The sequence below is a fragment of the Streptomyces avermitilis MA-4680 = NBRC 14893 genome (genome assembly GCF_000009765.2).
GTDB classification, from domain to species: domain Bacteria; phylum Actinomycetota; class Actinomycetes; order Streptomycetales; family Streptomycetaceae; genus Streptomyces; species Streptomyces avermitilis.
On sequence record NC_003155.5, the window covers coordinates 4274510 to 4297545 of the forward strand.

The 23036-nt window shown below is 72.1% G+C and carries 15 protein-coding genes and 1 riboswitch; of the genes, 5 read left to right on the top strand and 10 right to left on the bottom strand.

The window, feature by feature from the left end:
* Positions 1 to 91: 91 nt before the first annotated feature.
* The 8 genes from sucD to SAVERM_RS17875 form a co-directional block, all read right to left on the bottom strand.
* Positions 92 to 976 carry a succinate--CoA ligase subunit alpha gene (gene sucD, locus SAVERM_RS17840; protein WP_010984882.1) on the bottom strand — a complete coding sequence of 295 codons (885 nt, stop codon included), beginning with the start codon at positions 974 to 976 and terminating at the stop codon, positions 92 to 94.
* Positions 977 to 997: 21 nt separating this feature from the next.
* Positions 998 to 2176, bottom strand: coding sequence for an ADP-forming succinate--CoA ligase subunit beta (gene sucC, locus SAVERM_RS17845; protein ID WP_010984883.1), 1179 nt, complete (start codon positions 2174 to 2176; stop codon positions 998 to 1000).
* Between the two features lie 457 nt (positions 2177 to 2633).
* Positions 2634 to 4520, bottom strand: coding sequence for a hypothetical protein (locus SAVERM_RS41715; protein WP_010984884.1), 1887 nt, complete (start codon positions 4518 to 4520; stop codon positions 2634 to 2636).
* Positions 4521 to 4807: 287 nt separating this feature from the next.
* The gene (locus tag SAVERM_RS42385; protein ID WP_137865225.1) at positions 4808 to 5923 is read right to left on the bottom strand and encodes a hypothetical protein; all 1116 of its coding nucleotides are present in this window, start codon (positions 5921 to 5923) and stop codon (positions 4808 to 4810) included.
* 228 nt (positions 5924 to 6151) lie between these two features.
* Complete coding sequence (locus SAVERM_RS17860) at positions 6152 to 7423, bottom strand: VWA domain-containing protein (protein WP_137865224.1); 1272 nt, start codon at positions 7421 to 7423, stop codon at positions 6152 to 6154.
* Positions 7420 to 9795 carry a DUF5682 family protein gene (locus SAVERM_RS17865; protein ID WP_042493212.1) on the bottom strand — a complete coding sequence of 792 codons (2376 nt, stop codon included), beginning with the start codon at positions 9793 to 9795 and terminating at the stop codon, positions 7420 to 7422. The genes SAVERM_RS17860 and SAVERM_RS17865 overlap by 4 nt, the downstream gene beginning before the upstream one ends.
* A 37-nt stretch (positions 9796 to 9832) precedes the next feature.
* On the bottom strand, positions 9833 to 10018 hold the full coding sequence (locus SAVERM_RS17870) for a hypothetical protein (RefSeq protein WP_037644908.1): 186 nt from the start codon (positions 10016 to 10018) through the stop codon (positions 9833 to 9835).
* Positions 10015 to 11229 carry an ATP-binding protein gene (locus SAVERM_RS17875; protein ID WP_037645205.1) on the bottom strand — a complete coding sequence of 405 codons (1215 nt, stop codon included), beginning with the start codon at positions 11227 to 11229 and terminating at the stop codon, positions 10015 to 10017. The genes SAVERM_RS17870 and SAVERM_RS17875 overlap by 4 nt, the downstream gene beginning before the upstream one ends.
* Positions 11230 to 11362: 133 nt before the next feature.
* On the opposite strand from SAVERM_RS17875, the gene SAVERM_RS17880 reads away from it, so the two are divergent.
* Positions 11363 to 12712 (top strand): SWIM zinc finger family protein, encoded by a 1350-nt coding sequence (locus SAVERM_RS17880; protein WP_037644907.1) that lies wholly within the window; start codon positions 11363 to 11365, stop codon positions 12710 to 12712.
* A 56-nt stretch (positions 12713 to 12768) separates the two neighbouring features.
* Positions 12769 to 14409: a DUF5691 domain-containing protein gene (locus tag SAVERM_RS17885; protein ID WP_010984890.1), complete on the top strand. Its 1641-nt coding sequence runs from the start codon at positions 12769 to 12771 to the stop codon at positions 14407 to 14409.
* A gap of 293 nt (positions 14410 to 14702) precedes the next feature.
* Here the strand turns inward: SAVERM_RS17885 and SAVERM_RS17890 are convergent, their stop codons facing one another.
* Positions 14703 to 15119 carry a coenzyme B12-dependent isobutyryl CoA mutase small subunit gene (locus tag SAVERM_RS17890; RefSeq protein ID WP_010984891.1) on the bottom strand — a complete coding sequence of 139 codons (417 nt, stop codon included), beginning with the start codon at positions 15117 to 15119 and terminating at the stop codon, positions 14703 to 14705.
* A gap of 536 nt (positions 15120 to 15655) precedes the next feature.
* On the opposite strand from SAVERM_RS17890, the gene SAVERM_RS17895 reads away from it, so the two are divergent.
* Positions 15656 to 16516, top strand: coding sequence for an esterase/lipase family protein (locus SAVERM_RS17895; protein WP_010984892.1), 861 nt, complete (start codon positions 15656 to 15658; stop codon positions 16514 to 16516).
* A gap of 286 nt (positions 16517 to 16802) precedes the next feature.
* Positions 16803 to 18401, top strand: a complete 1599-nt coding sequence (locus SAVERM_RS17900; protein ID WP_010984893.1) for a M23 family metallopeptidase — start codon at positions 16803 to 16805, stop codon at positions 18399 to 18401.
* 146 nt (positions 18402 to 18547) lie between these two features.
* Here the strand turns inward: SAVERM_RS17900 and SAVERM_RS17905 are convergent, their stop codons facing one another.
* Positions 18548 to 21133: an ATP-dependent DNA helicase gene (locus tag SAVERM_RS17905; RefSeq protein WP_010984894.1), complete on the bottom strand. Its 2586-nt coding sequence runs from the start codon at positions 21131 to 21133 to the stop codon at positions 18548 to 18550.
* A 478-nt stretch (positions 21134 to 21611) separates the two neighbouring features.
* Positions 21612 to 21803, top strand: a riboswitch (cyclic di-AMP (ydaO/yuaA leader).
* 7 nt (positions 21804 to 21810) lie between these two features.
* Here SAVERM_RS17905 and SAVERM_RS17910 point away from each other — a divergent pair.
* Positions 21811 to 23007, top strand: coding sequence for a C40 family peptidase (locus SAVERM_RS17910; protein ID WP_010984895.1), 1197 nt, complete (start codon positions 21811 to 21813; stop codon positions 23005 to 23007).
* Positions 23008 to 23036 lie beyond the last annotated feature (29 nt).

Consider the following 23036-nt stretch of genomic DNA (forward strand, 5'->3'; position numbering starts at 1 on the left):
GCATCCCCGGTGAGGGATGCGGGCCCGTCCGTGCGTTCAGCCGTTCGAGCCAGGAAGCTCAGCCGGTGTGGTTCAGCCGCTCAGGCCGTACTCAGCTGCCGAGGATGGCGCGCGCCAGCTTCGCCGTCTCGGTCGGCGTCTTGCCGACCTTGACGCCGGCGGCCTCGAGGGCCTCCTTCTTCGCGGCGGCCGTGCCGGAGGAGCCGGAGACGATGGCGCCGGCGTGGCCCATGGTCTTGCCCTCGGGCGCGGTGAAGCCGGCGACGTAGCCGACGACCGGCTTCGTCACGTTCTTCGCGATGAAGTCCGCCGCACGCTCCTCGGCGTCGCCGCCGATCTCACCGATCATGACGATCAGGTCGGTGTCGGGGTCGGCCTCGAACGCGGCGAGCGCGTCGATGTGCGTCGTACCGATGATCGGGTCGCCACCGATGCCGACGGCCGACGAGAAGCCGATGTCACGGAGCTCGTACATCATCTGGTACGTCAGCGTGCCGGACTTCGAGACCAGGCCGATGCGGCCCGGCTTCGTGATGTCGCCCGGGATGATGCCGGCGTTCGACTGGCCCGGCGTGATGAGACCGGGGCAGTTCGGGCCGATGATGCGGGTCTTGTTGCCCTTCGACTTCGCGTACGCCCAGAAGGCGGCGGAGTCGTGGACGGCGATGCCCTCGGTGATGACGACCGCGAGGGGGATCTCCGCGTCGATGGCCTCGACGACGGCGGCCTTGGCGAAAGCCGGCGGCACGAAGAGGACGGACACGTTGGCGCCCGTCTTCTCGATGGCCTCGGCTACCGAGCCGAACACCGGGATGTCGGTGCCGTCGATGTCGACGGACGTGCCCGCCTTGCGCGGGTTCACACCGCCGACGATGTTCGTGCCGTCGGCCAGCATGAGCTTGGTGTGCTTCATGCCCGTGGCACCGGTCATGCCCTGGACGATGACCTTGCTGTCCTTGTTGAGGAAGATAGCCATGGCGGTTGTTTCCCTCGTCCCTTACTTCGCAGCCGCGAGCTCGGCGGCCTTGTCGGCCGCGCCGTCCATGGTGTCCACGCGCTGGACCAGCGGGTGGTTGGCGTCCGACAGGATCCTGCGGCCCAGCTCGGCGTTGTTGCCGTCGAGACGCACGACCAGCGGCTTGGTGACTTCCTCGCCCTTGTCGGCGAGCAGCTGCAGCGCCTGCACGATGCCGTTGGCGACCTCGTCACAGGCGGTGATGCCACCGAAGACGTTGACGAAGACGGACTTGACGTCCGGGTCACCGAGGATGATCTCGAGACCGTTGGCCATGACCTGCGCGGAAGCGCCGCCGCCGATGTCGAGGAAGTTGGCGGGCTTGACTCCGCCGTGGTTCTCACCAGCGTACGCGACGACGTCGAGGGTGCTCATGACGAGACCCGCGCCGTTGCCGATGATGCCGACCTCGCCGTCGAGCTTGACGTAGTTGAGGTTCTTCTCCTTGGCGGCGGCCTCGAGCGGGTTGGCCGACGCCTTGTCCTCGAGGGCGGCGTGGTCGGCCTGGCGGAACTCGGCGTTCTCGTCCAGGGAGACCTTGCCGTCCAGCGCCAGGATGTCGCCGGAGGCGACCTTGGCGAGCGGGTTGACCTCGACGAGGAGCGCGTCCTCGGCGACGAAGGTGTCCCACAGGGTCACGAGGACCTCGGCGACCTTCTCGGCGACCTCGGCCGGGAACTTCGCCAGGGCGACGATCTCGCGGGCCTTCTCGATGGAGACGCCTTCCACAGCGTCGACCGGGACCTTCGCAAGGGCCTCGGGGGTCTTCTCGGCAACCTCCTCGATGTCCATGCCGCCCTGAACGGACGCCATGGCGAGGAAGGTGCGGTTGGTGCGGTCGAGGAGGTACGAGACGTAGTACTCCTCAAGAATCTCCGGAGCCGTCTCGGCGATCATCACCTTGTGGACCGTGTGGCCCTTGATGTCCATGCCGAGGATGTCCGTCGCGCGAGCGACGGCCTCGTCCGGGGTGGCGGCGAGCTTCACGCCACCGGCCTTGCCGCGGCCACCGACCTTCACCTGGGCCTTGACGACGGACTTGCCGCCAAGACGCTCGGTCGCCTCGCGGGCCGCCTCAGGCGTGTCGATGACTTCACCGGCCAGCACCGGTACACCGTGCTTGGCGAAGAGGTCCCTCGCCTGGTACTCGAACAGGTCCACGCGCGTCCGTCCCTATCAGTGATCTCGCGGTTCGTTGTCTGCGTGGGCGTGCCGCGAAGGGCAACGTGACGTCCGCTGTCACAAGGGTGGCGCACACGGTGTCCGAGCGCGCGGCATGTCCGTCTCGCAGGTTATCGCCGCTTGAGCTGGGGCTCTAAATCGCAGATCACACCTGAGCGGTGATACCTGTCACAGATCCGGCCGGAGCGGTGCCGGGGCAGGGCCTCACCGGGCTGGGGTTTGCCCGGTGAGACCCCTTGAACAGGCCCTCAACAGCTGGGAAGGGCCCAGGGCGGGTGATCTCCACCCCAATGGGGATCACCCCGCCCCATCCGCAGGGTTTCGGTCGGACGGACCGATGGCTTTCGGCCGCCGTCCAAGTCCCGTTTCCCCGTGGAGTCGGTTGAATGCGCTGCGACTGTGCCGCCGGGCGGCAGCCGCACGGTGCGCGGTCCGGTCAGATGCTGTACGTGCCGTACGCGCCGGTGTGCTGGACGTGCGGCAGGTAGCCCGGGGTGACCGACTCGGCGACGCCCTGGACGCCGGTCACGGCGTGGCCGGCCAGCGGACCGCCCGCCGACTCGACGGTCCCGGTCAGGTCCTGCGCGAACGGGCCGACCTGGCCGACGACGCCCCGCGCGAAGGGGTCGGCCGCGCCGGCCACACCGCCCGCGAAGGGCTGTACGTCGCCCACCACTCCGTAGGCGAGGCCCGTGGCGCTGCCGCCGACGCCGTCGACGACCGGGCCGACGGCGCCGACCGCCGTGTCCACGACCGGCCGCACCGCGCCGGTCACGGTGTCCACGACCGGCCGCACCGCGCCGACCACGGTGTCCACGGCCGGATGGACCGAGCCGACCACGGTGTCCACCGCCGGGTGGACCGAGCCGACCACGCCGTTCGTGAACGGCTGCACCTCGTCGGTGACGCCGTGGCCGAGCCCGGTGGCGCTGCCGCCGACACCCTGGGCGAGCGGCGGAACCTGGCCGACGACCCCGCCCGCGAAGGGCCGCACGTCGCCGACGACTCCGTACGCCAGGCCGGTCGCGTCCCCGGCCGCCTGCCCGGCGACGGGGACGACCCCGTGGACGGCGGTCGCGGCGACGGGCGGCAGCACGGACGCGGCCGTCTCGTGCACGGCGTCCCGGACCACGCCCGAGGCCAGCGGCTGCACGTCGCCCGTGACGCCGTACGCGAGCGTCGTGGCATGGCCGGCCGCGTCCCGCGCGAGCGGCTGCACATCCGCCACCACGCCGTACGCCAGGCCGGTCGCGTTGCCGGCGGCGTGGTCGGCGAGCGGGGCGACCCCGTCGACGGCGGTCACGGCGACCGGCGGCACAACGGCGGCGGCCGTCCCGTCGACGACCGGGGTGACGGTCGCGGTGACGCCCTGGACCGTGCCGGGGACGCCGGCGACCGTGCCGAAGACCGAGCCGACCGCCTGCTGCTCGACCCCCGTGACCGTGCCCGTGAGGTGGCCGGGGACGGCGGAGGCGGTGGCGTGGGCGGCCGTCGTGACCTCGCCCGCCGTGCCCCGGGCGGCGGCAACCGTGCCCGTGGCGCGGCCCTGGGCGTAGCCGACCGCGTGGTGCGCGGCGCTCGTCGCACCCGCCGCGGTACGGCCCGCGCCCGCGGTGGTGGTCTGCGCCTTCGTCTGTACGAGGCCCTGGACGCCCTGCGCCTTGGGCTGGGCGGCGTCCTGAGCACCCTGGAGCTTGGTCTGGGCGGCCGCGAGGGCCTGCTCCAGTTCGGGCGCGAAGGCCGAGAGGGGACCGAACAGGTAGTCGATCCCGCCCCGGGGGGCGCCCGCGTCGGACACGGCCGCGTCTACCGCGCGCGTGGCACCGTCCGCGACCGCGGTGGCCTTGCCCCGGGCGGCGTGCACGGTGTGCGTGGTGTTCGCGGTGTGCGCGTGGGAGAGGTGGGAGACGGGGACCTCGGCGTCGACGTACCGGCGGGCCTGGTCGGCCTGGTCCGCTGCGGCTGTCGTGGCCGTGGTGGCCGTGCTCGTGGTGCGGGCGGCCGTCGTCTTCGTCTGGCCGGCGGCATCCGTGACCGTGGAGGTCGTGGCGTCGGTGACGCGGGCGGTGGTGCCATTGGTGCCGGTGAGGCCGGTGGCCGTGTCCTGGACGCCGGAGACGACGCCGTCGACCGTGCCGGTCACCGCGCCCAACGGGTCCGTGGTGTCGACGCTCGCGTCGGACGCGTCGGTTGCGTCGGCCGCGTCGGGAACGGAGACGGACGGCGCGGGCAGCTCGTCCGCGCTGGCGACGGCGGAACCGAGCGCCCACGCGCCGGTGACACCTGCGGCTATGACGATGGAACGGCGGATGTTCTTGTTCATGCTTGCGTCAGATCCTTCGGGATTCCGGGATTCCGGGTTCTGAGAACCCGGACCAGGGAGTTCGGGAGTTCTGGAGTTCGGGCGCACCGGTGCCGGTCGGCCGGTCGACCGACGGATGCGTGGGGCGGTCCGGAGAGTGGGGATGGGGACCAGCGACTTCGCATCGGTCAGGCCTCGGCCAAGGGGCTTCGGTGGCTTCCGTCCGGAGACCGGAGGGGTGTCCGGACGACGGGCAGACCTGTTCCGCCCCCGCGCGACAGGTCGGGGCGGGGAGGGGCTGCCTGGCTCTAGCCGGGGAACTCCGGAATGTCCCGGTACCTGTCCCGGGTCCCGTCCGCGGTGACGACCGCGGTGGCGCCGGGCACCAGCCGCAGCGGCGCCCGGTGGTCCAGGGTCACGGCATGTGCGTCGCCGTGCCGCGGCGCGCCGTTGTCGACCGCCGACTGCGGGCCGAGCTCGCCGGTCGGGTCACCGGGGGCTTGTTGCGCGGGCGCCTGTGCGGGCCCTGCGCCGTGGGGCGCGCGGTGCATCACGTTCCCACCGGCCGAGGAGGCGCCGACGGCCGGTGGACCGTATGCCGCCGGTGATTCCTGGGTCTCCCGCTGCTCCGCGGAACCCGCGTGCGCCGCCGTGCCGCCCGGCTGCCGCGGACTCGCCGGGGCCGGCAGGGTCTGCACCGGGGACGTGGGCAGACCGGACAGCCCCGGGAGACCGGGCAGCGAGGGCGGCTCGGGGAGCGCGGGCAACGAAGGGAGCGGGGGAAGCGAAGGAGGCGAAGGAGGCGAGGGAGGCGAAGGGAACGACGGCACCGGCACCTGCGAGGACGCGTCGGCCAGCCCGTCGGCGACCGTGTCCGCGAGATCCCCGACCGGCCGTACGACACCACCGGCGAGGCCGACGGCGACGGGACGGACGACGCGCTGGACGGCGGGGGCCGTCTTGGTGACGTCGGCGACGGGGCCGACATTCGCGCGGGAAGGCGTTCCGGCGTTCGCACGGGAAGGCGTTGCGGCGTTCGCGCGGGACGGCGTTCCGGGGGATCCCTTGGGTGCCGAGGGAACGGCCGTTGCTTCAGGGCGTACAGGGCGAGCCGCAGGCGTGGGCGCGCCCTTCGGTTCCTGGGCCGCCGCGCTGCTGATGGTCCGTCCGGCTTGCCGAGCCGTCCCCTTCACCGACCGCACGAACGCTGGCGGTGCCGCCCCCGGAGCCGTCCCCGAAACCGTTTCCGCAGCTGTCGAAACCGTCGGCGTACCGTCCGCCGCATGCACCTGCTCCCCGCAGAGGAGCCCCAGCGCGAACAACCCGCCCACCAGCACCACCACATGCAGCGCGCGCCGTCCGGCCGCCCCGCGCATCACACGCAGAGCGGCACCGGAGAAGGGCAGCGCGGCTGGCAGGGTCAAGACGGGCGGAGCCTCCGTGCGGCGGAACGTGACGAAACGAGGCGGTACAGAACGGAACACGGCGGACACGGCGGACGCGGCGCACCGTCTGCACCGAGACGGCAGTGAGTCGACGATGACTCGACAGCGACTCGAAAGTGAAGAGGCGTCGATCCTCGCACGGGACTCCCGAGGTTGCGCAAGCCCCCCATTACCGATGGGTAGTCATATCCGGTTTCTCAGCCTCCGTCATGCCGTGTCCGGTATCGGAAGGGGCCGCTTCTCGATCGCCGCCGCCATGACCTCCGGGAACAGGTCGGGCGTGCAGGCGAACGCCGGTGCGCCCAGCGCCGCGAGCGCCGCCGCGTGCTCCCTGTCGTATGCGGGCGCCCCCTCGTCGGACAGCGCCAGCAGCGTCACGAACTGCACCCCCGACGCCTTCATCGCCGCCACCCGCTTGAGCATCTCGTCGCGTATCCCGCCTTCGTAGAGGTCACTGATGAGGACGACGACCGTGTCGGCGGGCCGGGTGATCTGCGACTGGCAGTACGCGAGCGCCCTGTTGATGTCCGTACCGCCGCCGAGCTGGGTGCCGAAGAGGACGTCGACCGGATCGTCGAGCTGGTCGGTGAGGTCGACGACGGCCGTGTCGAAGACGACGAGCCGGGTGGCGATGGACCGCATGGAGGCGAGCACCGCACCGAACACCGAGGCGTAGACGACGGACGCCGCCATCGACCCCGACTGGTCGATACAGAGGACGACCTCCTTCTTGACGGACTGCGAGGCGCGTCCGTAGCCGATGAGCCGCTCGGGCACGATCGTGCGGTACTCCGGCAGGTAGTGCTTGAGGTTGGCCGCGATCGTGCGGTTCCAGTCGATGTCGTGATGGCGTGGGCGGGTGATGCGGGCACTGCGGTCGAGGGCACCGGTGAGGGTGGCCCGGGTGCGGGTGGCCAGCCGCTTCTCCAGGTCCTCGACGACCTTGCGCACCACGGCCCGCGCCGTCTCCTTCGTGGTGTCCGGCATCGCCTTGTTGAGCGAGAGCAGCGTGCCCACGAGGTGCACGTCGGCCTCCACCGCCTCCAGCATCTCCGGCTCGAGCAGGAGGGTGGACAGCCCGAGCCGGTCGATGGCGTCCCGCTGCATCACCTGGACGACCGAGGAGGGGAAGTACGTCCGGATGTCCCCGAGCCAGCGGGCGACGGACGGCGCGGACGCCCCGAGCCCCGCCGAACGGTCTCGGCCCGTCTGCGGTTTGTCCCCCTTCCCGTACAGCGCGGTCAGCGCCCCGTCCATCGCGGCGTCCTGCCCGGCGAGCCCACACCCGGTGCCGTCCGCCGCGTCCCCTCCGAGCACCAGCCGCCAGCGACGCAGCCTCTCGCCGGCACCGGCCGGGCGGGCGGCGTCGGCTGGACGGGCGCCGTCAGCCGGGCGAGCGGCGTCAGCCACGCGGGCGCCGTCGGCCAGGCGGGCGGCCGGCGTCGTCGTCCCCGCTCGGTCGGTCGCGTGTGCGGTCATCGAGTCACCCCCACAAGGTCGTTGGTGTCGCCGTCGGCGAGGTCGTCCAGCCCGAGCAGCAGGCGCAGCACCGGCAGCACCGCGTCGGCCCGCTCGGTGTCGAGGTCGGTGGCGTATCCGGGGGTGCCCGAGCCGACGGCCGCGGCACTCCCCCGCGCCCCCGGTCCGCGCCGCACCAGCTCGCCCAGCGTTCTGCGCACCCCGGGCTCGTATGCCGAGAAGGTGCGCCGCAGCAGGGGCAGTACGTCGGTGAACGCCTCCGCCGGTACCCCGGTCAGCCAGGCGTCCACCAGCCCGAGCAGCCGCTCGTCGTGCACGAGCAGCATCCCGCCGCCGGAACCGCCCCCGACGAACCCCTCGATCCACGCGGCCGCGTCCCCCGGCGCCGTCCCCGGCGACAGCACGAGCCCCATCAGCCGTGCGGCCTCGTCCTGCGCCAGCGCCCCGTCGTCCAGGAGCAGTCGCACGGCGCGCCCACGGATCACTCCGGGTACGGTGTCCCGCCCGGAGAGGACCCGCAGCACGGAGTGCCAGCGTTCGCGTATGCCGGTACCGCCCTGGCCCGAGCCCTCGTCGCCCTGCCGAGCCGCGGTCCCCTCCCCCAGCAGACCCACCGCCCCGTGCACCGCGTCCACATGGCGGCGCATCTCCTCCGCCGCCTCCGTGCCGAGCGCGGCGCACGCGGGCGGCAGTCCGACGAACACGCGTTCAGCGAGGCCCGTCGCGACCCCGGCCAGTGCCTTCGTGTCCGTGCCGCGCACATCGCCGTAGCGCAGGGAGCGGACCAGGGCGGGCAGGGCCTGGGCGAGATGGCCGACATCGGTGTCGAGTGCCGCGCGGTCGGCGAGGACGCGCATCACGACGGGCAGCGCGCCCGGGAGTCCGGCCGGCAGACAGCGCTCGGCGAGCGCCGTGACCTCGGCCAGCGCCTGCGCGGCGACCGCGTCCGCCTCGGCCTTGGCGGTCGCGGCGGCGAGCACGGTGGTGCCCCACACCCCGGCTTCCGCGACCCGTACCGACAGCTCCGGCTCCCAGCGCAGCCGCCAGGTCTCCCGGAACGTACCGGTGCTGCCGCGCGACGCGGCGGGCTCGCCCCACGCCACGCGCAGCAGACGGAGCCGGTGCAGCAGCCTGCTGCGCTCGGCGTCGGTCTCTTTGCGCAGGTCCAGCTCCACCTCCCGCTCCAGCGGCTCCGGTTTGAGCCGCAACCGTCGCTGGAGCCGGGTCAGGTCCCGCTGCAACGGGACGGCGGGAGCCGACTCGGGGACCTCCCCCAGTACATCGCCGACCACGAGCCGGTCGTGCACCAGCGCCAACGGCACGTCCGAGCCCTCGCACATCACCGCCCGAACGGCGTCGGTCGTCTCGGTCAGCCCGGGCAGCGGACGTCCGCGCATCACCGCGAGCGTTTCGGCCAGCCGCACCGCCTCGATGACGTGGGCGGACGAGACGATCCGGTCCTCCTCGCGCAGCAGCCCGGCCACCTTGGTCAGCCATCGCTCGACCGGCCGGTCGGGAACGCCGAACAGATGCCCGTACCAGCCGGGCGAGTCGATCCCGGCGCCGTACCCACTGGCCCGGGCCAGCCGCCGGTGCGTCCACGGCACCCAGGTCATGTCGGTCTTCACCTTGGGCAGCCCCTTCAGCAGGGCCCGGTCGGCGGCGACGGTGGCCTTCCGCCGCAGCGCGGGCACATGCCAGGCACCGCACACGACCGCCACGTCGTCACCGAACTCCCGCTGGGCCGCCCGCACCTGGAGCCGCATGTACGCCTCCCGAACGAGGTCCCGCTCGTGCCCCCCGGTGCCGTACGCCTCCCGCAGCGCCCCCATGGCCTCCTCGAGCACCGTGAACGGCGCGAACACGTCACCCCCCGTCCCCCGGTGCTCGACCACGTCCTCCCACCAGCGCTCCGGGTCGTCGTACCCGGCGGCTTCGGCGAGTACGGCCAGGGGGTCGACCCGGACGGCCTCGTCGACGGGCTGCGGCAAGGGCTCCTTCTCCGCGGCCGGTTCCTCCTTGTCCCAGGCCAGCGTGTGCGTCGCCGGGAGGTCGATGAAGCGGGCCGGCACCCCGTGTTCGAGGGACCAGCGGATCGCGACCCACTCCGGGGAGAACTCGGCCAGCGGCCAGAACGCCGACCGCCCCGGCTCTTCCACGGCATGGGCGAGCAGCGCCACGGGCGGCCGCATCTCCTCGTCCCCGGCGAGCGGGATCAGGGCGTCCGCCTCCGGGGGCCCCTCGATCAGCACGGCCCGCGGCCGCGCCGCTTCCAGAGCCGCCCGTACGGCCCGCGCCGAACCGGGCCCGTGATGCCGCACGCCGAGCAACAACGGCCGCTCACCGCCGTCTCCGCCCCCACCCACGGCCACGTCGACGCCTACGCCTACGCCTACGGACTGAGCCTCCTCATCGCCTGCCACACGATCCCCCTCGCCGCCGGGTCCAGCCCAAGTCCTTGAACTCCAGGTGCTCCAGGTCCTCCAGCCCCTCCCTGGCACCCCGGCCCCCGGCACCGTCCTCAAGACAGCGCGTCACCAGGACCCCCGCCCCGTGCCAGAACCCCCGCACGGCGTCGCATCCGGAGTCACTCATGCGCTCACCTCCCGGCACGCCCGGTAGAAGTCCATCCACCCGTCGCGCTCGCGGACGACCGCCTCCAGGTACTCCTGCCAGATCACGCGGTCGGCCGCCGGGTCGCGGACGACGGCGCCGAGGATGCCCGCGGCGACATCGCTCGCGCGCAGCACGCCGTCACCGAAGTGGGCGGCCAGGGCAAGCCCGTTGGTGACGACGGAGATCGCCTCCGCGGTGGAGAGCGTGCCGCTGGGTGACTTCAGCTTCGTACGCCCGTCGGTCGTGACGCCGTCACGCAGCTCGCGGAAGACCGTGACGACCCGGCGGATCTCGTCGACGCCGTCGGGCACGGCCGGCAGATCGAGCGAGCGGCCGATCTGGTCCACCCGGCGGGAGACGATGTCGACCTCGGCGTCGGCGCTCTCCGGCAGCGGCAGCACCACCGTGTTGAAACGGCGGCGCAGCGCGCTCGACAGCTCATTGACCCCGCGGTCCCGGTCGTTGGCCGTCGCGATCAGGTTGAAGCCGCGTACGGCCTGCACCTCCTGCCCCAGCTCCGGGATCGGCAGGGTCTTTTCCGACAGGATCGTGATCAGGGTGTCCTGGACGTCCGCCGGAACGCGGGTCAGTTCCTCGACGCGGGCCGTCATTCCGTCGGCCATGGCCCGCATGACCGGGCTCGGCACCAGCGCGTCCCGGCTCGGGCCGTGCGCGAGCAGCTGCGCGTAGTTCCAGCCGTAGCGGATCGCCTCCTCCGGTGTGCCGGCCGTGCCCTGCACCAGGAGTGTGGAGTCTCCGCTGACGGCGGCGGCCAGATGCTCGGACACCCATGTCTTCGCGGTGCCGGGCACCCCGAGCAGCAGCAGGGCCCGGTCGGTGGCGAGGGTGGTGACGGCGACCTCGACGATGCGCCGCGGGCCCACGTACTTCGGTGTGATGACCGTGCCGTCCGGCAGTGTGCCGCCCAGCAGATACGTCGCCACGGCCCACGGCGACAGCCGCCACCGGACCGGGCGCGGCCGGTCGTCCTGTGCGGCCAGCGCCGCGAGTTCGGCGGCGAAGGTGACCTCGGCGTGCGGTCGCAGGACCTCGGGCGTCTCTCCCCCGGACGGACGCGCGCTCTCGCCCGTGGACGGACGCGCACTCGCGTCCGCTCTCCCGCTCGCGTTCGCGGGCGCGGACTTGTCGGGGCTCGGGTCGACGGACGTCGGTTCGACGGACACGGACATGGAGCGGTCCCCCTCCAGCTCGATCGGCTCGGATCTGGTTCCACCGTGCACCACACCACTGACAATGCGCTCTGACCTGCACAAATGCAGGCACGGCAGTCGATTGTCAGTGGGGGGATCTACCTTCGATGGCATGACTCAGCAGGGGGTGCGCTGGACTGCGGATCAGGTGCTGGCACTGGCGCCTGACGCCTCGTCACGCAAAGCGGGAAGCAAACTCGGCGCGGCCGGCCCGTGGTCGGAGGCCGGCCGTTCCGAGGAGGGGACGGTGTGGGGACTGTGCAAGGGCAGTGGCAGCAAGCCGTATCAGACGGTCGTCGACATCGCGGACGCCACCGGGCCCGCGTACAAGTGCAGTTGCCCGAGCCGCAAGTTCCCGTGCAAGCACGCGCTGGGGCTGCTGCTGCTCTGGGCGGGCGAGGACGGTGCGGTGCCGCTGGGGCAGGCGCCGGACTGGGCGGAGCAGTGGACAAGGGGGCGCAAGCAGCGCGCGGAGGAGAAACGGACGGCAAGCACGGCGGGTTCCGCGTCCGGTGATCCGGAGGCGGCGCGGCGCAGGGCGGAGCGCCGGGCCGAGCGGATCACGGCGGGTGCGGCGGAGCTGGAGCAGCGGCTGGCCGATCTGCTGCGCGGCGGCCTGGCCGCGGCCGAGCGGGAGGGGTACGGGCTGTGGGAGGAGACGGCGGCCCGCATGGTGGACGCGCAGGCTCCGGGACTGGCCGCGCGGGTGCGGGAGTTGGGGGCGATCCCGTCGTCCGGTCCGGGCTGGCCGGTCCGTCTGCTGGAGGAGTGTGCCCTGCTCCACCTCCTCGACCAGGGCTGGCTGCGCCGCGAGGATCTGCCGGACGGGCTCGCGGCGACCGTCCGTTCCCGGATCGGCCTGCCCGGCTCGCCCGACGGCCCGCCGGTGCGCGACCGCTGGCTGGTCCTGGCCCAGTACGACACGTCGGACAGCCGGCTCACCACTCGCCGGATCTGGCTCCACGGCGAGGCGTCCGGGCGCACGCCGCTGCTCCTCTCCTACGGGGCGGCGGGGCGCGCACCGGAGTTGACGCTTCCGGTGGGCCTGGCCGTCGAGGCGGAAGTGTCCGCGTACCCGGGTGCGGGTCAGCTGCGGGCGGCCCTGGGCGAGCAGTTCACACCGCCCGCCCCCGCCTCGACACGGCCACCGGGCATCAGCCCGGCCGAGGCGGCGGCCCGCTACGGCCGGGCGCTCAGGGACGACCCGTGGCTGGACTCGTTCCCGGTGACGCTGGGCCGCGTCGTACCGACCCCGGCGGACGACACCTGGCAGCTGGCCGACGCGTACGGCGACCTGGCCCTCCCCCTCACGCCGGCGGCCCGCTCCCGCCCGGGCCTGTGGCGCCTGATCGCCCTCTCGGGCGGTGCCCCGGTCACGGTCTTCGGCGAGTGCGGCCACCGGGGCTTCACTCCCCTGACGGCCTGGCCGGAGGAGACGGGAGAGGCGGTGGCGCTGTGCTGACCGACACCACTCCGATCGACTGCGCACAGGGGACTCGCATGACGGAAGGGCCTCGCATGAGCACATCACCCGCGCCCGCCCCCACGCCCGGCAGCCCGGCCGCGCCCTCCGTCGCGCCCTGGGAAGAGCTGGTGACTGTCGCGCTGCTCGGGACGGACCGGCGGACGCCACCGGGGCCGGCGTCCGGTCGGGAGGCACCGGCGGCGCTGCTGGACATCGCGGCCGTGGAGACCGTACGGCGAAGGGCCGGGCTGCGTCCCGCGCGGGCGGCGGCACGGCCGGAGCCTGCGGCGGCGGATCCGCGTCCGCAGCTGCCGCCCGCTGCGGCGCGCCGGCTGTCGATGCTGCTGGCGGACCGGCCCGGCACGGGCGGCGGCGGCCGCAGAGGGGCTGCGCCCGACCTCATGGAACTGCTGCCGCAGTGGCTCTCCCTGGCGAACGCGCGCGGTTTCGCCGCACCCCCGCAGACCTTGCCCACGCTGCTGGACGCGGCCAGGGGACGTACGGATCTGCGCCCGGCGGTCCTGGCCTTCGCGGGCCCGCGCGCGCTGTGGCTGGCCCGGCTGAACCCGGACTGGCGCTTCGCGCTGCGCGCCGCGCCGGGCGGCGGCGCCGAGCTGCCGCTCCCGCAGGAGTCGGACCGCATACGACAGCTCTGGCAGGAAGGCCTGTTCGCGGAACGGGTGGCGCTGCTCACCACCCTCCGGGCGCAGAGCCCCGAAACCGCCCGTGAGCTGCTCGCCACGACGTGGGCGACGGAGCGGGCCGAGGACCGGCTGATGTTCCTCGACTCACTCCGGGCGGGCCTGGCGGCCGCGGACGAGCCGTTCCTGGAGCAGTCGCTCTCCGATCGGAGCCGCAATGTGCGGGCCACGGCGGCGGAGCTGCTGTCGGCGCTGCCGGAATCGGCGCTGGCCGGACGGATGGCGGACCGCGCGGGCTCCTGCGTGGCGGTGGACCGTACGCGTCGGGTGCCGACGCTGGTGGTCGAGGCACCGCACGAGTGCGACGCGGGCATGGAGCGCGACGGCGTGGTGGCCAAGGCGCCGGCGGGACGGGGTGAGCGGTCGTGGTGGCTGGGCCAGCTGGTGGAGGCGGCACCGCTCGGGACGTGGCAGAACCGGCTCGGGGGGCGTACGCCGGAGGAGGTGGTCGCGTTGCCGGTGGCGGACGACTGGCGGAGCGAGCTCCACGCGGCGTGGTGCCGGGCGGCGGTACGGCAGCGGGACCCCCGCTGGTCCAGGGCGCTGCTGGGGTCGCCGTCGGCCCCGGAGGCCGGAGGGCCGGGGGCGGTGTCGCTGGCGGAGCGGGCGAAGCTGCTGGCGACGCTGGGTGCCGCGGAGCGGGCGGACTGGGTCGCGGGGTTCGTCGCCACGCACGGGCTGTCGGAGGCGTTTCAGCTGCTCGGGGTGTGTGCGGTGCCGTGGGCGGCGCCGCTGGGGCGGGCAGTGGTAGACGCGCTGAACATCGCCCGGGACGCGGGGAGTTATCCGTGGAGCTTCAGCGGGGTGATGGGGCTGGCGGAACGCTGCCTCGATCCTGCGGAGGCCGGCCGCCTCGACGCCCTGACGGCCGTACCCGACGAACCGGAGGACGCGTCTCCGGGGGCGGGTGGTTACTGGGCGGAGGCCTTCCAGCGCCTCACGACCACGTTGCGCCTGCGGGCGGCGATGCGGGAGGAGCTGGAGGGCCCATGACGACGCACCCCTCACCTGCGCTGTCCGGACACCCGGGGCCCGTGCTGGCGCGGGGCCGCTTACCCGTGCGGGCAGCTCGGCGCCTGCGCCCATCCGTGCCGCTCCCGGCCCCCGAGCACCCGCACCCGCTCGGAAAGGGCCGTACCGGCAGGCCACGCCCGTCGCTCACAAGCTTCTCCGCCCACCGCGTCAATGACCGGCAGGCAGCCGTACGTCCCGCGCGGCGGAAAGCCACACCGGCGCGGCCCCGGCCCACCCACCGGACGGAGTACGCACCGGCGCCCGCGCAGGGGCTACGCCCCGGCAGGCTGCCGCACGTTCGCCCGCACCCACTCCACGATCGACGCCGTGGTCGCCCCCGGAGTGAAGATCTCCGCGACACCCTTCTCCTTCAGCGGCGCGATGTCCGCCTCGGGGATGATGCCGCCACCGAACACCTTGATGTCCTCGGCATCGCGCTCCTTGAGCAGATCGATGACCGCCGCGAACAACGTGTTGTGCGCCCCGGACAGGATCGACAGCCCGATCGCGTCGGCGTCCTCCTGGATGGCCGTGCCCACGATCTGCTCCGGCGTCTGGTGCAGCCCCGTGTAAATGACCTCCATACCGGCATCGCGCAGCGCCCGCGCGATCACCTTGGCCCCGCGATCGTGGCCATCGAGCCCCGGCTTGGCCACCACCACGCGGATCGGACCGGCTGCCACACCCATCACTGCCTCCATGAACCGACTACACCGACCTGTACCCACACAGGTAGCCCCCGCCGCACCGACCGGGGAAGTGAACGAACGTTATCGACAGCATCCCGCAACCGGCAGTTTCGCGGCACACACCGAGGGGGAAATCACACAATGGGACACGTTCGCCGCGCAGGGTTCCACGCTTCTGCGGCACACGGGCCGCGGCCATCCGCGGCAGACGTGCCGCTACCGGACCGTGCGCAAGGAGAGCCGCTACGAGGTAGCCGCACCACTCCGCCGCCAGCGGGGCGCCGTGGTGGTGAGGCAGACAGGCGAGGGCACGACAACAGGGAGCCACGCCCGACGTACGAGGACGACGCAGCACCGCGCCACGAGAGAGGCGAGGCACCACGTCCCCACGACGGCGGAATGCTCCGTCGCGTCACCGGTGCACCACGCGCCGCACACGCACCGTCGGCCATCACCGTCACCACCGGCGTCGCGACTTTCCACGAGGGCACACGGGGGACAGAGCCGTTCTCCCGCGTGCCGACGGGAGGTCGGCCATGAAGGTCACCGGGGCAGTGCAGCCCTTTCTGCCACTCTGCCGATGTCTGTTCCCCAGCAAACTGGCCGGACTCTCCGTGGCCCTCCTGAAGGCGACCGCCCTGGAGATCGCGATCCTCGCGGGCCACCTCATCCTCTATCCCTCCGGGATCGCACAGGAGCGCCGCGCCGGACCGCCCCCGCTTCCGGCGGAGACCGCACCGCTGCCCACCGAGGCCAAGCCCCCGGTCGTCCTCCTCCATGGCTTCATAGACAACCGCTCGGTCTTCGTCCTGCTGCGCCGTTCCCTCACCCAGCACGGCAGGCAGCAGATCGAGTCGCTCAACTACTCACCGCTGACGTGCGACATCCGTACCGCCGCCGAGCTGCTCGGCCGGCACATAGAGGTGATCTGCGAGCGCACGGGACACGCACGGGTCGACATCGTCGGGCACAGCCTCGGCGGACTGATCGCGCGGTACTACGTGCAGTGCCTCGGCGGCGACATCCGCGTCCGCACGCTCGTCACGCTGGGCACCCCGCACTCCGGCACCCGGGTCGCGCCGCTGGCGAACGCGCACCCGATCGTCCGTCAGATGCGCCCGGGTTCCGAGGTGATCGAGGAGCTCCAGCGGCCCGCACCGGGCTGCCGTACGCACTTCGTCAGCTTCTGGAGCGATCTGGACCACCTGATGGATCCGCTGGAGACGGCCTGCGTCGAGCACCCCGACCTGATGGTGCAGAACGTGCGGGTCAGCGGTATCGGACATCTCGCACTGCCCGTGCACCCCGCCGTGGCGACCGGGATACGGCAGGCACTCGACTCCGAGGGCACGGGAGCCGAAGCCGCCCCCCGCACCGACGGCCTGACGGTGGCGTGAGCCTCCGCGGGACATCCTCCTGACGACAGCCTCCTGACAACCCGCGCACAGCCGTCACTCGACCCCAGCAGAGAGCCATCCGAGCTCGAACAATCATCGAACACCAGGCCAAGGCCGTGTCCACAGACCGCCAAAACACGGCCGAATGCCCGTTTCCTGCGAGCGCGAAACCTGCGGAAGATTGTCGCGCCCGCGTACCGCCGGGTACAGTCGCCGCACTGCTCCGCCAGCCCCTGTTGTCGAGACTGCTCTGCCAGCCCCTGTTGTCGAGGCGAAAGAGAAGTTGGTGAACGACCGTCACCCGTCGGGGACCGTTACTCCCCCGGCTCCGGCTTCCGATGCCGCTTCGGCGCACTACGCGGCATATGGCGGGCAGGGTGGCCAGTACGGCGAGTTCACTACGTACGCCGACGGCTCCGCCAACGGTTTCGCGACCGGCGGCCATCAGATGGCGAGCTTCGCGACCGACCCCCTCTTCGGCGATATGCCGGGTGACGGCACCACCGGCTCGTACGACGCCACGCAGTGGTCCACCGGCAGCCACGAAACGCTCGGCACCGGTACCCATCAGACGCTGAACTACGACGCGTACGCGGCTCAGCATCAGGCCGCGTACGACACGGGCGCCTATGACGCGACCGCGTGGGCGACCGGCTACCAGCAGCTCGCCGACATTCCCTCGCAGCACCCGGGCCCCGACGCCTCGGGCCAGTGGGACGCCGGCTCCTGGCACCACGGCGACCAGACCGCTCCGGCCGACCGGACCCAGCAGTGGGAATGGGGCACGCAGGCCTTCGACACGGGTGCGTACGACGCCACGCAGTGGAACTCGGACGGCACGGCCGCGCACGAGACGCAGGACCAGTCGGCCCCGGAACCGTTCGACCAGCAGGCCACGGCGACGTTCGAGCAGGTCACGCAGGAACCGTTCGATCAGCAGGCCACGGCGACGTTCGAGCAGGTCACCCCGGAACCGTTCGACCAGCAGGCCACGGCGACGTTCGAGCAGATCTCTCCCGAGCACGAAGAACTCGGCGAACACGGCGAACACGGCGTCGAGGCCCCCGGAGACATTCCGCTCCTCGACGACCAGGAGGAGGTCACTCCGGTTCCGGGTTCCCGCGCCGCGTCGCGCACCGCCTCCCGTTCCCGCCGCCGCATTCCGGCCAGGCGCTCCGCGCTGCTGACCGTCGCCGTGCCGTCGGCCTGTGTGATGGGGGTCGCCGGGATCGCCGCCGCGTCCGTCGGCGTCGGCAGCAGCGACAGCAAGGACGCGCACACGACGGCCAGCGCCGCCGACGCGATCGCTGTGAAGCCGTCCGCCGCGAACAACAAGCTCGACACCCAGATCGAGAGCCTCTCCGCGGGCGCGGACGACTTCGCCGACCGGGCTAGCCGAACGCAGGAACGTATCGACCTCAAGGCCCAGCAGGCCGCCGAGAAGCAGAAGGCGGCGGCGGAGGCGGCCCGCAAGGAGCGGCTGCGTCCGAAGTTCGCGCTGCCGGTCGCGCAGAAGGGGCTCAGCGCCTACTACGGCCAGGCCGGCATCAACTGGATGTCCGTACACACCGGCATCGACTTCCCCGTCTCGTACGGCACCACCGTGCTGGCCGCGACCGACGGAACCGTGCGGACGCAGTGGAACAGCGCGTACGGGAACATGGCGATAGTGACGGCCAAGGACGGTACGGAGACCTGGTACTGCCACCTGTCCACGTACAAGGTGGCGTCCGGTACGACCGTGAAGGCCGGCGACCCGATCGCGTTCTCCGGGAACTCCGGCAACTCGACCGGACCGCACCTGCACTTCGAGGTCCGCCCGGCCGGGGGCTCGGCGATCGACCCGCTGCCGTGGCTTCGGAGCCATGGCCTGGACCCGACGTAGGCGAACCCTCTTCGGCGACCCCTCGGCGTGCCCGGGGCCGCACCCCCAGGCCTACCCCCAGGCCTCGGCCTGAACGGGCTCCTCCTCACACGCCGGACGGCCCGAGTGGTGATGCCGGCCGGGGCTGGAAAACCCCGGCCGACCACCTAAAGCTTCTCCACCGGCGCATACCGGAGCAGCAGCCGCTTCGGCTTCGTGTCGCCGAAGTCGATCGTCGCCTCCGCGTTCCCGCCCGTGCCCTTCACGCCGACCACCGTGCCGAGGCCGAACTGGTCGTGCGTGACCCGGTCCCCGACCGCCAGTGAGGCCACCGGCTTCTCGGACGCACCGCCCCGGCGCGTGGCGAAGCCGGACGCCCCCGAGACCGCGGAGCGCGAGCGCGACGACGACAGCGAGGCCGCCACGCCCGAGGCCGGCCCCGAAGACAGCGGAGCAGCGGACGCCCCCTTCCGCTTCCACTCCAGATGCGCGTCCGGGATCTCCTCCAGGAAGCGGGACGGCGGGTTGTACGAGGGCTGGCCCCACGCGCTGCGCAGGGACGAACGGGTGAGGTACAGCCGCTCCCGCGCGCGGGTGATGCCGACGTACGCGAGGCGCCGCTCCTCCTCCAGTTCCTTGGTCTGGCCGAGCGACCGCATGTGCGGGAAGACGCCGTCCTCCATGCCGGTGAGGAAGACGACCGGGAATTCGAGGCCCTTGGCGGTGTGCAGGGTCATCAGGGTGATGACTCCGTTGCCGTCCTCCTCGTCCGGGATCTGGTCGGAGTCGGCGACGAGCGCGACCCGCTCGAGGAACGCCGAGAGATCACCTGACGCCGCGCCCGGCGCACCACCCGGCGCGTCGCCTGCCGCGTCGCCTGCCGCGTCGCCCGCCGCATCGCCTGTCGCGGCCTCCTCCCCTGCCCCGGACTCCTGCTCGAACTCCAGCGCCACAGCGGCGAGTTCCTGAAGGTTCTCGATGCGGGTCTCGTCCTGCGGGTCCGTCGACGCCTGCAACTCCGCCAGGTAGCCGGTGCGTTCGAGCACGGCCTCCAGGACCGTCGCCGGGCCCGCGCCCGACTCGGCGATCGTCCGCAGGTCCTCCATCAGCGTGTTGAACCGCTTGACGGCGTTCGTGGAGCGGGCCGCCATCCCGTACGCCTCGTCGACGCGGCGCAGCGCCTGCGCGAAGCTGATCTTCTCGCGCTGGGAGAGGGCGTCGATCATCGCTTCCGCGCGGTCGCCGATGCCGCGCTTGGGCACGTTCAGGATGCGGCGCAGCGGGACCGAGTCCTCCGGGTTGGACAGGACCCGCAAGTAGGCCAGGACGTCCCGGACCTCCTTGCGCTCGTAGAAGCGGACACCGCCGACGACCTTGTAGGGCAGGCCGACGCGGATGAAGATCTCTTCGAAGACACGGGACTGCGCGTTCGTCCGGTAGAAGACGGCGACGTCTCCTGCCTTTGCCTCGCCCGCGTCCGTCAGCCGGTCTATCTCGTCGGCGACGAACTGCGCCTCGTCGTGCTCGGTGTCGGCGACATAGCCGGTGATCTGCGCGCCGGCGCCCGCGTTGGTCCACAGGTTCTTGGGGCGACGGGACTCGTTGCGCTCGATGACCGCGTTGGCCGCGCTGAGGATCGTCTGGGTGGAGCGGTAGTTCTGCTCCAGGAGGATCGTCGTCGCGTCCGGGTAGTCCTCCTCGAACTGGAGGATGTTGCGGATGGTCGCGCCGCGGAAGGCGTAGATCGACTGGTCGGCGTCACCCACGACGCACAGCTCGGCGGGCTCGAGGTCGTCCTCGCGGGGCGGCTCGTCCTCCGGGCGGGCGCCGCCACCCGGTCCCGGAACCCCGACCAGCTCCCTGACCAGGGCGTACTGCGCGTGGTTCGTGTCCTGGTACTCGTCGACGAGGACGTGGCGGAAACGGCGGCGGTAGTGCTCGGCGACGTCCGGGAAGGCCCGCAGCAGGTTGACCGTCGTCATGATCAGGTCGTCGAAGTCGAGCGCGTTGGCCTCACGCAGCCGCGACTGGTACATGGCGTACGCCTGGGCGAGGGTCTTCTCGAAGCCGTCTGCGGCCTGGGCGGCGAAGTCCTCCTCGTCGATCAGCTCGTTCTTCAGGTTCGAGATCTTGGCGCTGAAGGACTTCGGCGGGAAGCGCTTGGGGTCGAGGTCCAGGTCGCGGCAGACCAGGGCCATCAGACGCTTGCTGTCGGCGGCGTCGTAGATCGAGAAGGAGGAGGTGAACCCGAGCCTCTTCGATTCACGCCTCAGGATGCGCACGCACGCGCTGTGGAACGTCATCACCCACATCGCGTTGGCGCGCGGGCCGACCAGCTGCTCGACGCGCTCCTTCATCTCGCCCGCGGCCTTGTTGGTGAAGGTGATCGCGAGGATCTGGCCGGGGTGCACATGGCGCTCACCCAGCAGGTGCGCGATCCGGTGCGTGAGCACGCGCGTCTTGCCGGAGCCGGCACCGGCCACGATGAGCAGGGGGGAACCGGCGTGCACCACGGCCGCGCGCTGGTTCTCGTTCAGCCCGTGCAGGAGCGTGGCCGGGTCCACGGCGGGGCGGGGGGCTCCGTCGCGGTAGTACGTGTCCCGGTCCGGCGGCACGTCGAACTTCCCGCCGAACAGATCGTCCGGAACCGACTCCGGTACGTGATCGTCCTCGGGCGGCGGCGGGGGCTCCTCCTCGTGGGCCCGCGAGGGCTTGAGGTCCGCCAGGAAGCTGTCATCAAAGAGGCTGCTCATCGCTCTCCGAGTCTAGGCTGCCCCACCGACAACCGGTCGCCGCCCCAGAAACTCGGTGCCCCGATGGGCCGCAATTCGGTGCCTCGAGGGACCGCGGAGGGCCGCTGAAGTCGACGATCTTCCGATTGCGATCACCCAACACCCCACCACTGTCCGCATTTGCCGCGTTACGGCCGGCGACTGACCGGAAGAGATCGGCCGGGCGAGAAGCCACCCAGCGCACGCCCCAGCAGCGCCGCACTCCCCCAGGCCCCGCCCCGCTCCACCCCACTCCACCCCACTCCCGCCACCTACCACCACGACAACGTCCGGACAACTCACCCCAGACCCATCCCGATTGCCCGCGGGCAGCGACCCCCGTGGCTAAGGTCACGAAAATGTATCGGGCATATCGCGCATCAAACTTCACACAGGCCACACGAGTTGGCTACCGTGCCCGGCAGGCCGCACGACCCCCACCGGCGAACATCGCCGGGCCGCGCGGCCTCCGCCGAGTCCGGCGTGCCGCCCGTGGCAGCTGGAGCCGGGGACCCAACCGACCTCGGGGTGAATCGGCTCAGCCGCCTTGAAGGGCTTCAACCGCCTTGAAGGGCAACGACCGTAGGGCAAACCTTCCGAAGCACGCGCCCGAACCCGACAGCTAACTCGGTAGGCGGAACACGGAAGGAGACGCCTTCATGGCGCCGCACCGAAAGCCGCGTCCCGCCGGCACGCGCATGGCAGGCATACGGACCCCGGGCCTGGCGACGGCGGCTCTGACCTCCGTGGCCCTGCTCTCCCAGACGGCCAACGCCGCGCCCCCGGCCGACGACAAGCCGAGTCTCGAAGAAGTCGAGAAGAAGGTCGACGACCTCTACCGCCAGGCCGAGTCGGCCACGGAGAAGTACAACGCGGCCAAGGAGAAGACCACCAAGCAGCGCACGCGCGTCGGCACCCTCCTCGACGAGGTCGCGCAGCGCACCCAGAAGCTCAACGACGCGCGGGAGCGGCTCGGCTCGTTCGCGGCGGCGCAGTACCGGACCGGGGCCTCCGCACCCGACACCACGACCTTCCTGCTGGCCGACAGTCCTCAGGACTATTTCGACCAGACCCAGTTGATGAGTCGGCTGACCGACCACCAGAAGGACGCCGTCGACGCCTACGTCACCGAGCAGGCCGCGACGACGACGAAGCGACAGGAGGCGTCCCAGAGCCTGGAGACCCTCACCGAGTCGCAGAGTGCGCTCAAGACGGCCAAGGCGACCGTCCAGCACAAGCTCGCCACGGCGCGCGAGCTGCTGTCGAAGCTGACCGCCGAGGAGAAGGCGCGGCTCGCGGCGATCGAGAAGGAGAAGCGGGCCGCGGCCGACCGCAAGGCGGAGGAACTGGCGCGGCAGCAGGCCGCGGCCGCGCAACAGACCGCCCAGCAGGACCCGGCGTCCGGAACCGGCAGCACGTCCGGCGCCACCGGCGCCACGGGCTCCACGGGGTCCACGGGGTCCACGGGGTCCACGGGGTCTGCCGGATCGTCGTACTCGACCAAGGCTGGCAAGGCCCTCGCCTTCGCCCGCGCGCAGATCGGCAAGCCGTATGTCTGGGGCGCCACCGGTCCCGGCTCGTACGACTGCTCGGGGTTCACCCAGGCGGTGTGGAAGGCCGCCGGCGTCACGCTTCCACGCACCACCTATGACCAGGTGAACGCGGGCACGACGGTCTCCCTCTCGAACATCCAGCCGGGCGACCTGGTCTTCTTCTACGACGACATCAGCCACGTCGGCCTCTACATCGGCAACGGCATGATGATCCACGCCCCGAAGCCGGGCGCGTACGTCCGCGAGGAGTCGATCTTCTACGACGGCGAGTCGGCGATCCACAGCGTGGTGCGGCCGGCCTAGCCCACGCATTCCCCCGCGGCGCACGCGCG

Excerpts from the sequence above, each read along its gene's own strand:
- SAVERM_RS17870 (WP_037644908.1), bottom strand. The coding sequence starts at position 10,018 with ATGAGTGACTCCGGATGCGACGCCGTGCGGGGGTTCTGGCACGGGGCG.
- SAVERM_RS17860 (WP_137865224.1), bottom strand. The coding sequence starts at position 7,423 with ATGACCGCACACGCGACCGACCGAGCGGGGACGACGACGCCGGCCGCC.
- SAVERM_RS17905 (WP_010984894.1), bottom strand. The coding sequence starts at position 21,133 with ATGAGCAGCCTCTTTGATGACAGCTTCCTGGCGGACCTCAAGCCCTCG.
- SAVERM_RS17875 (WP_037645205.1), bottom strand. The coding sequence starts at position 11,229 with ATGTCCGTGTCCGTCGAACCGACGTCCGTCGACCCGAGCCCCGACAAG.
- SAVERM_RS17910 (WP_010984895.1), top strand. The coding sequence starts at position 21,811 with ATGGCGCCGCACCGAAAGCCGCGTCCCGCCGGCACGCGCATGGCAGGC.
- SAVERM_RS41715 (WP_010984884.1), bottom strand. The coding sequence starts at position 4,520 with ATGAACAAGAACATCCGCCGTTCCATCGTCATAGCCGCAGGTGTCACC.
- sucD (WP_010984882.1), bottom strand. The coding sequence starts at position 976 with ATGGCTATCTTCCTCAACAAGGACAGCAAGGTCATCGTCCAGGGCATG.
- SAVERM_RS17880 (WP_037644907.1), top strand. The coding sequence starts at position 11,363 with ATGACTCAGCAGGGGGTGCGCTGGACTGCGGATCAGGTGCTGGCACTG.
- SAVERM_RS17885 (WP_010984890.1), top strand. The coding sequence starts at position 12,769 with ATGAGCACATCACCCGCGCCCGCCCCCACGCCCGGCAGCCCGGCCGCG.
- SAVERM_RS17890 (WP_010984891.1), bottom strand. The coding sequence starts at position 15,119 with ATGGGTGTGGCAGCCGGTCCGATCCGCGTGGTGGTGGCCAAGCCGGGG.
- SAVERM_RS17895 (WP_010984892.1), top strand. The coding sequence starts at position 15,656 with ATGAAGGTCACCGGGGCAGTGCAGCCCTTTCTGCCACTCTGCCGATGT.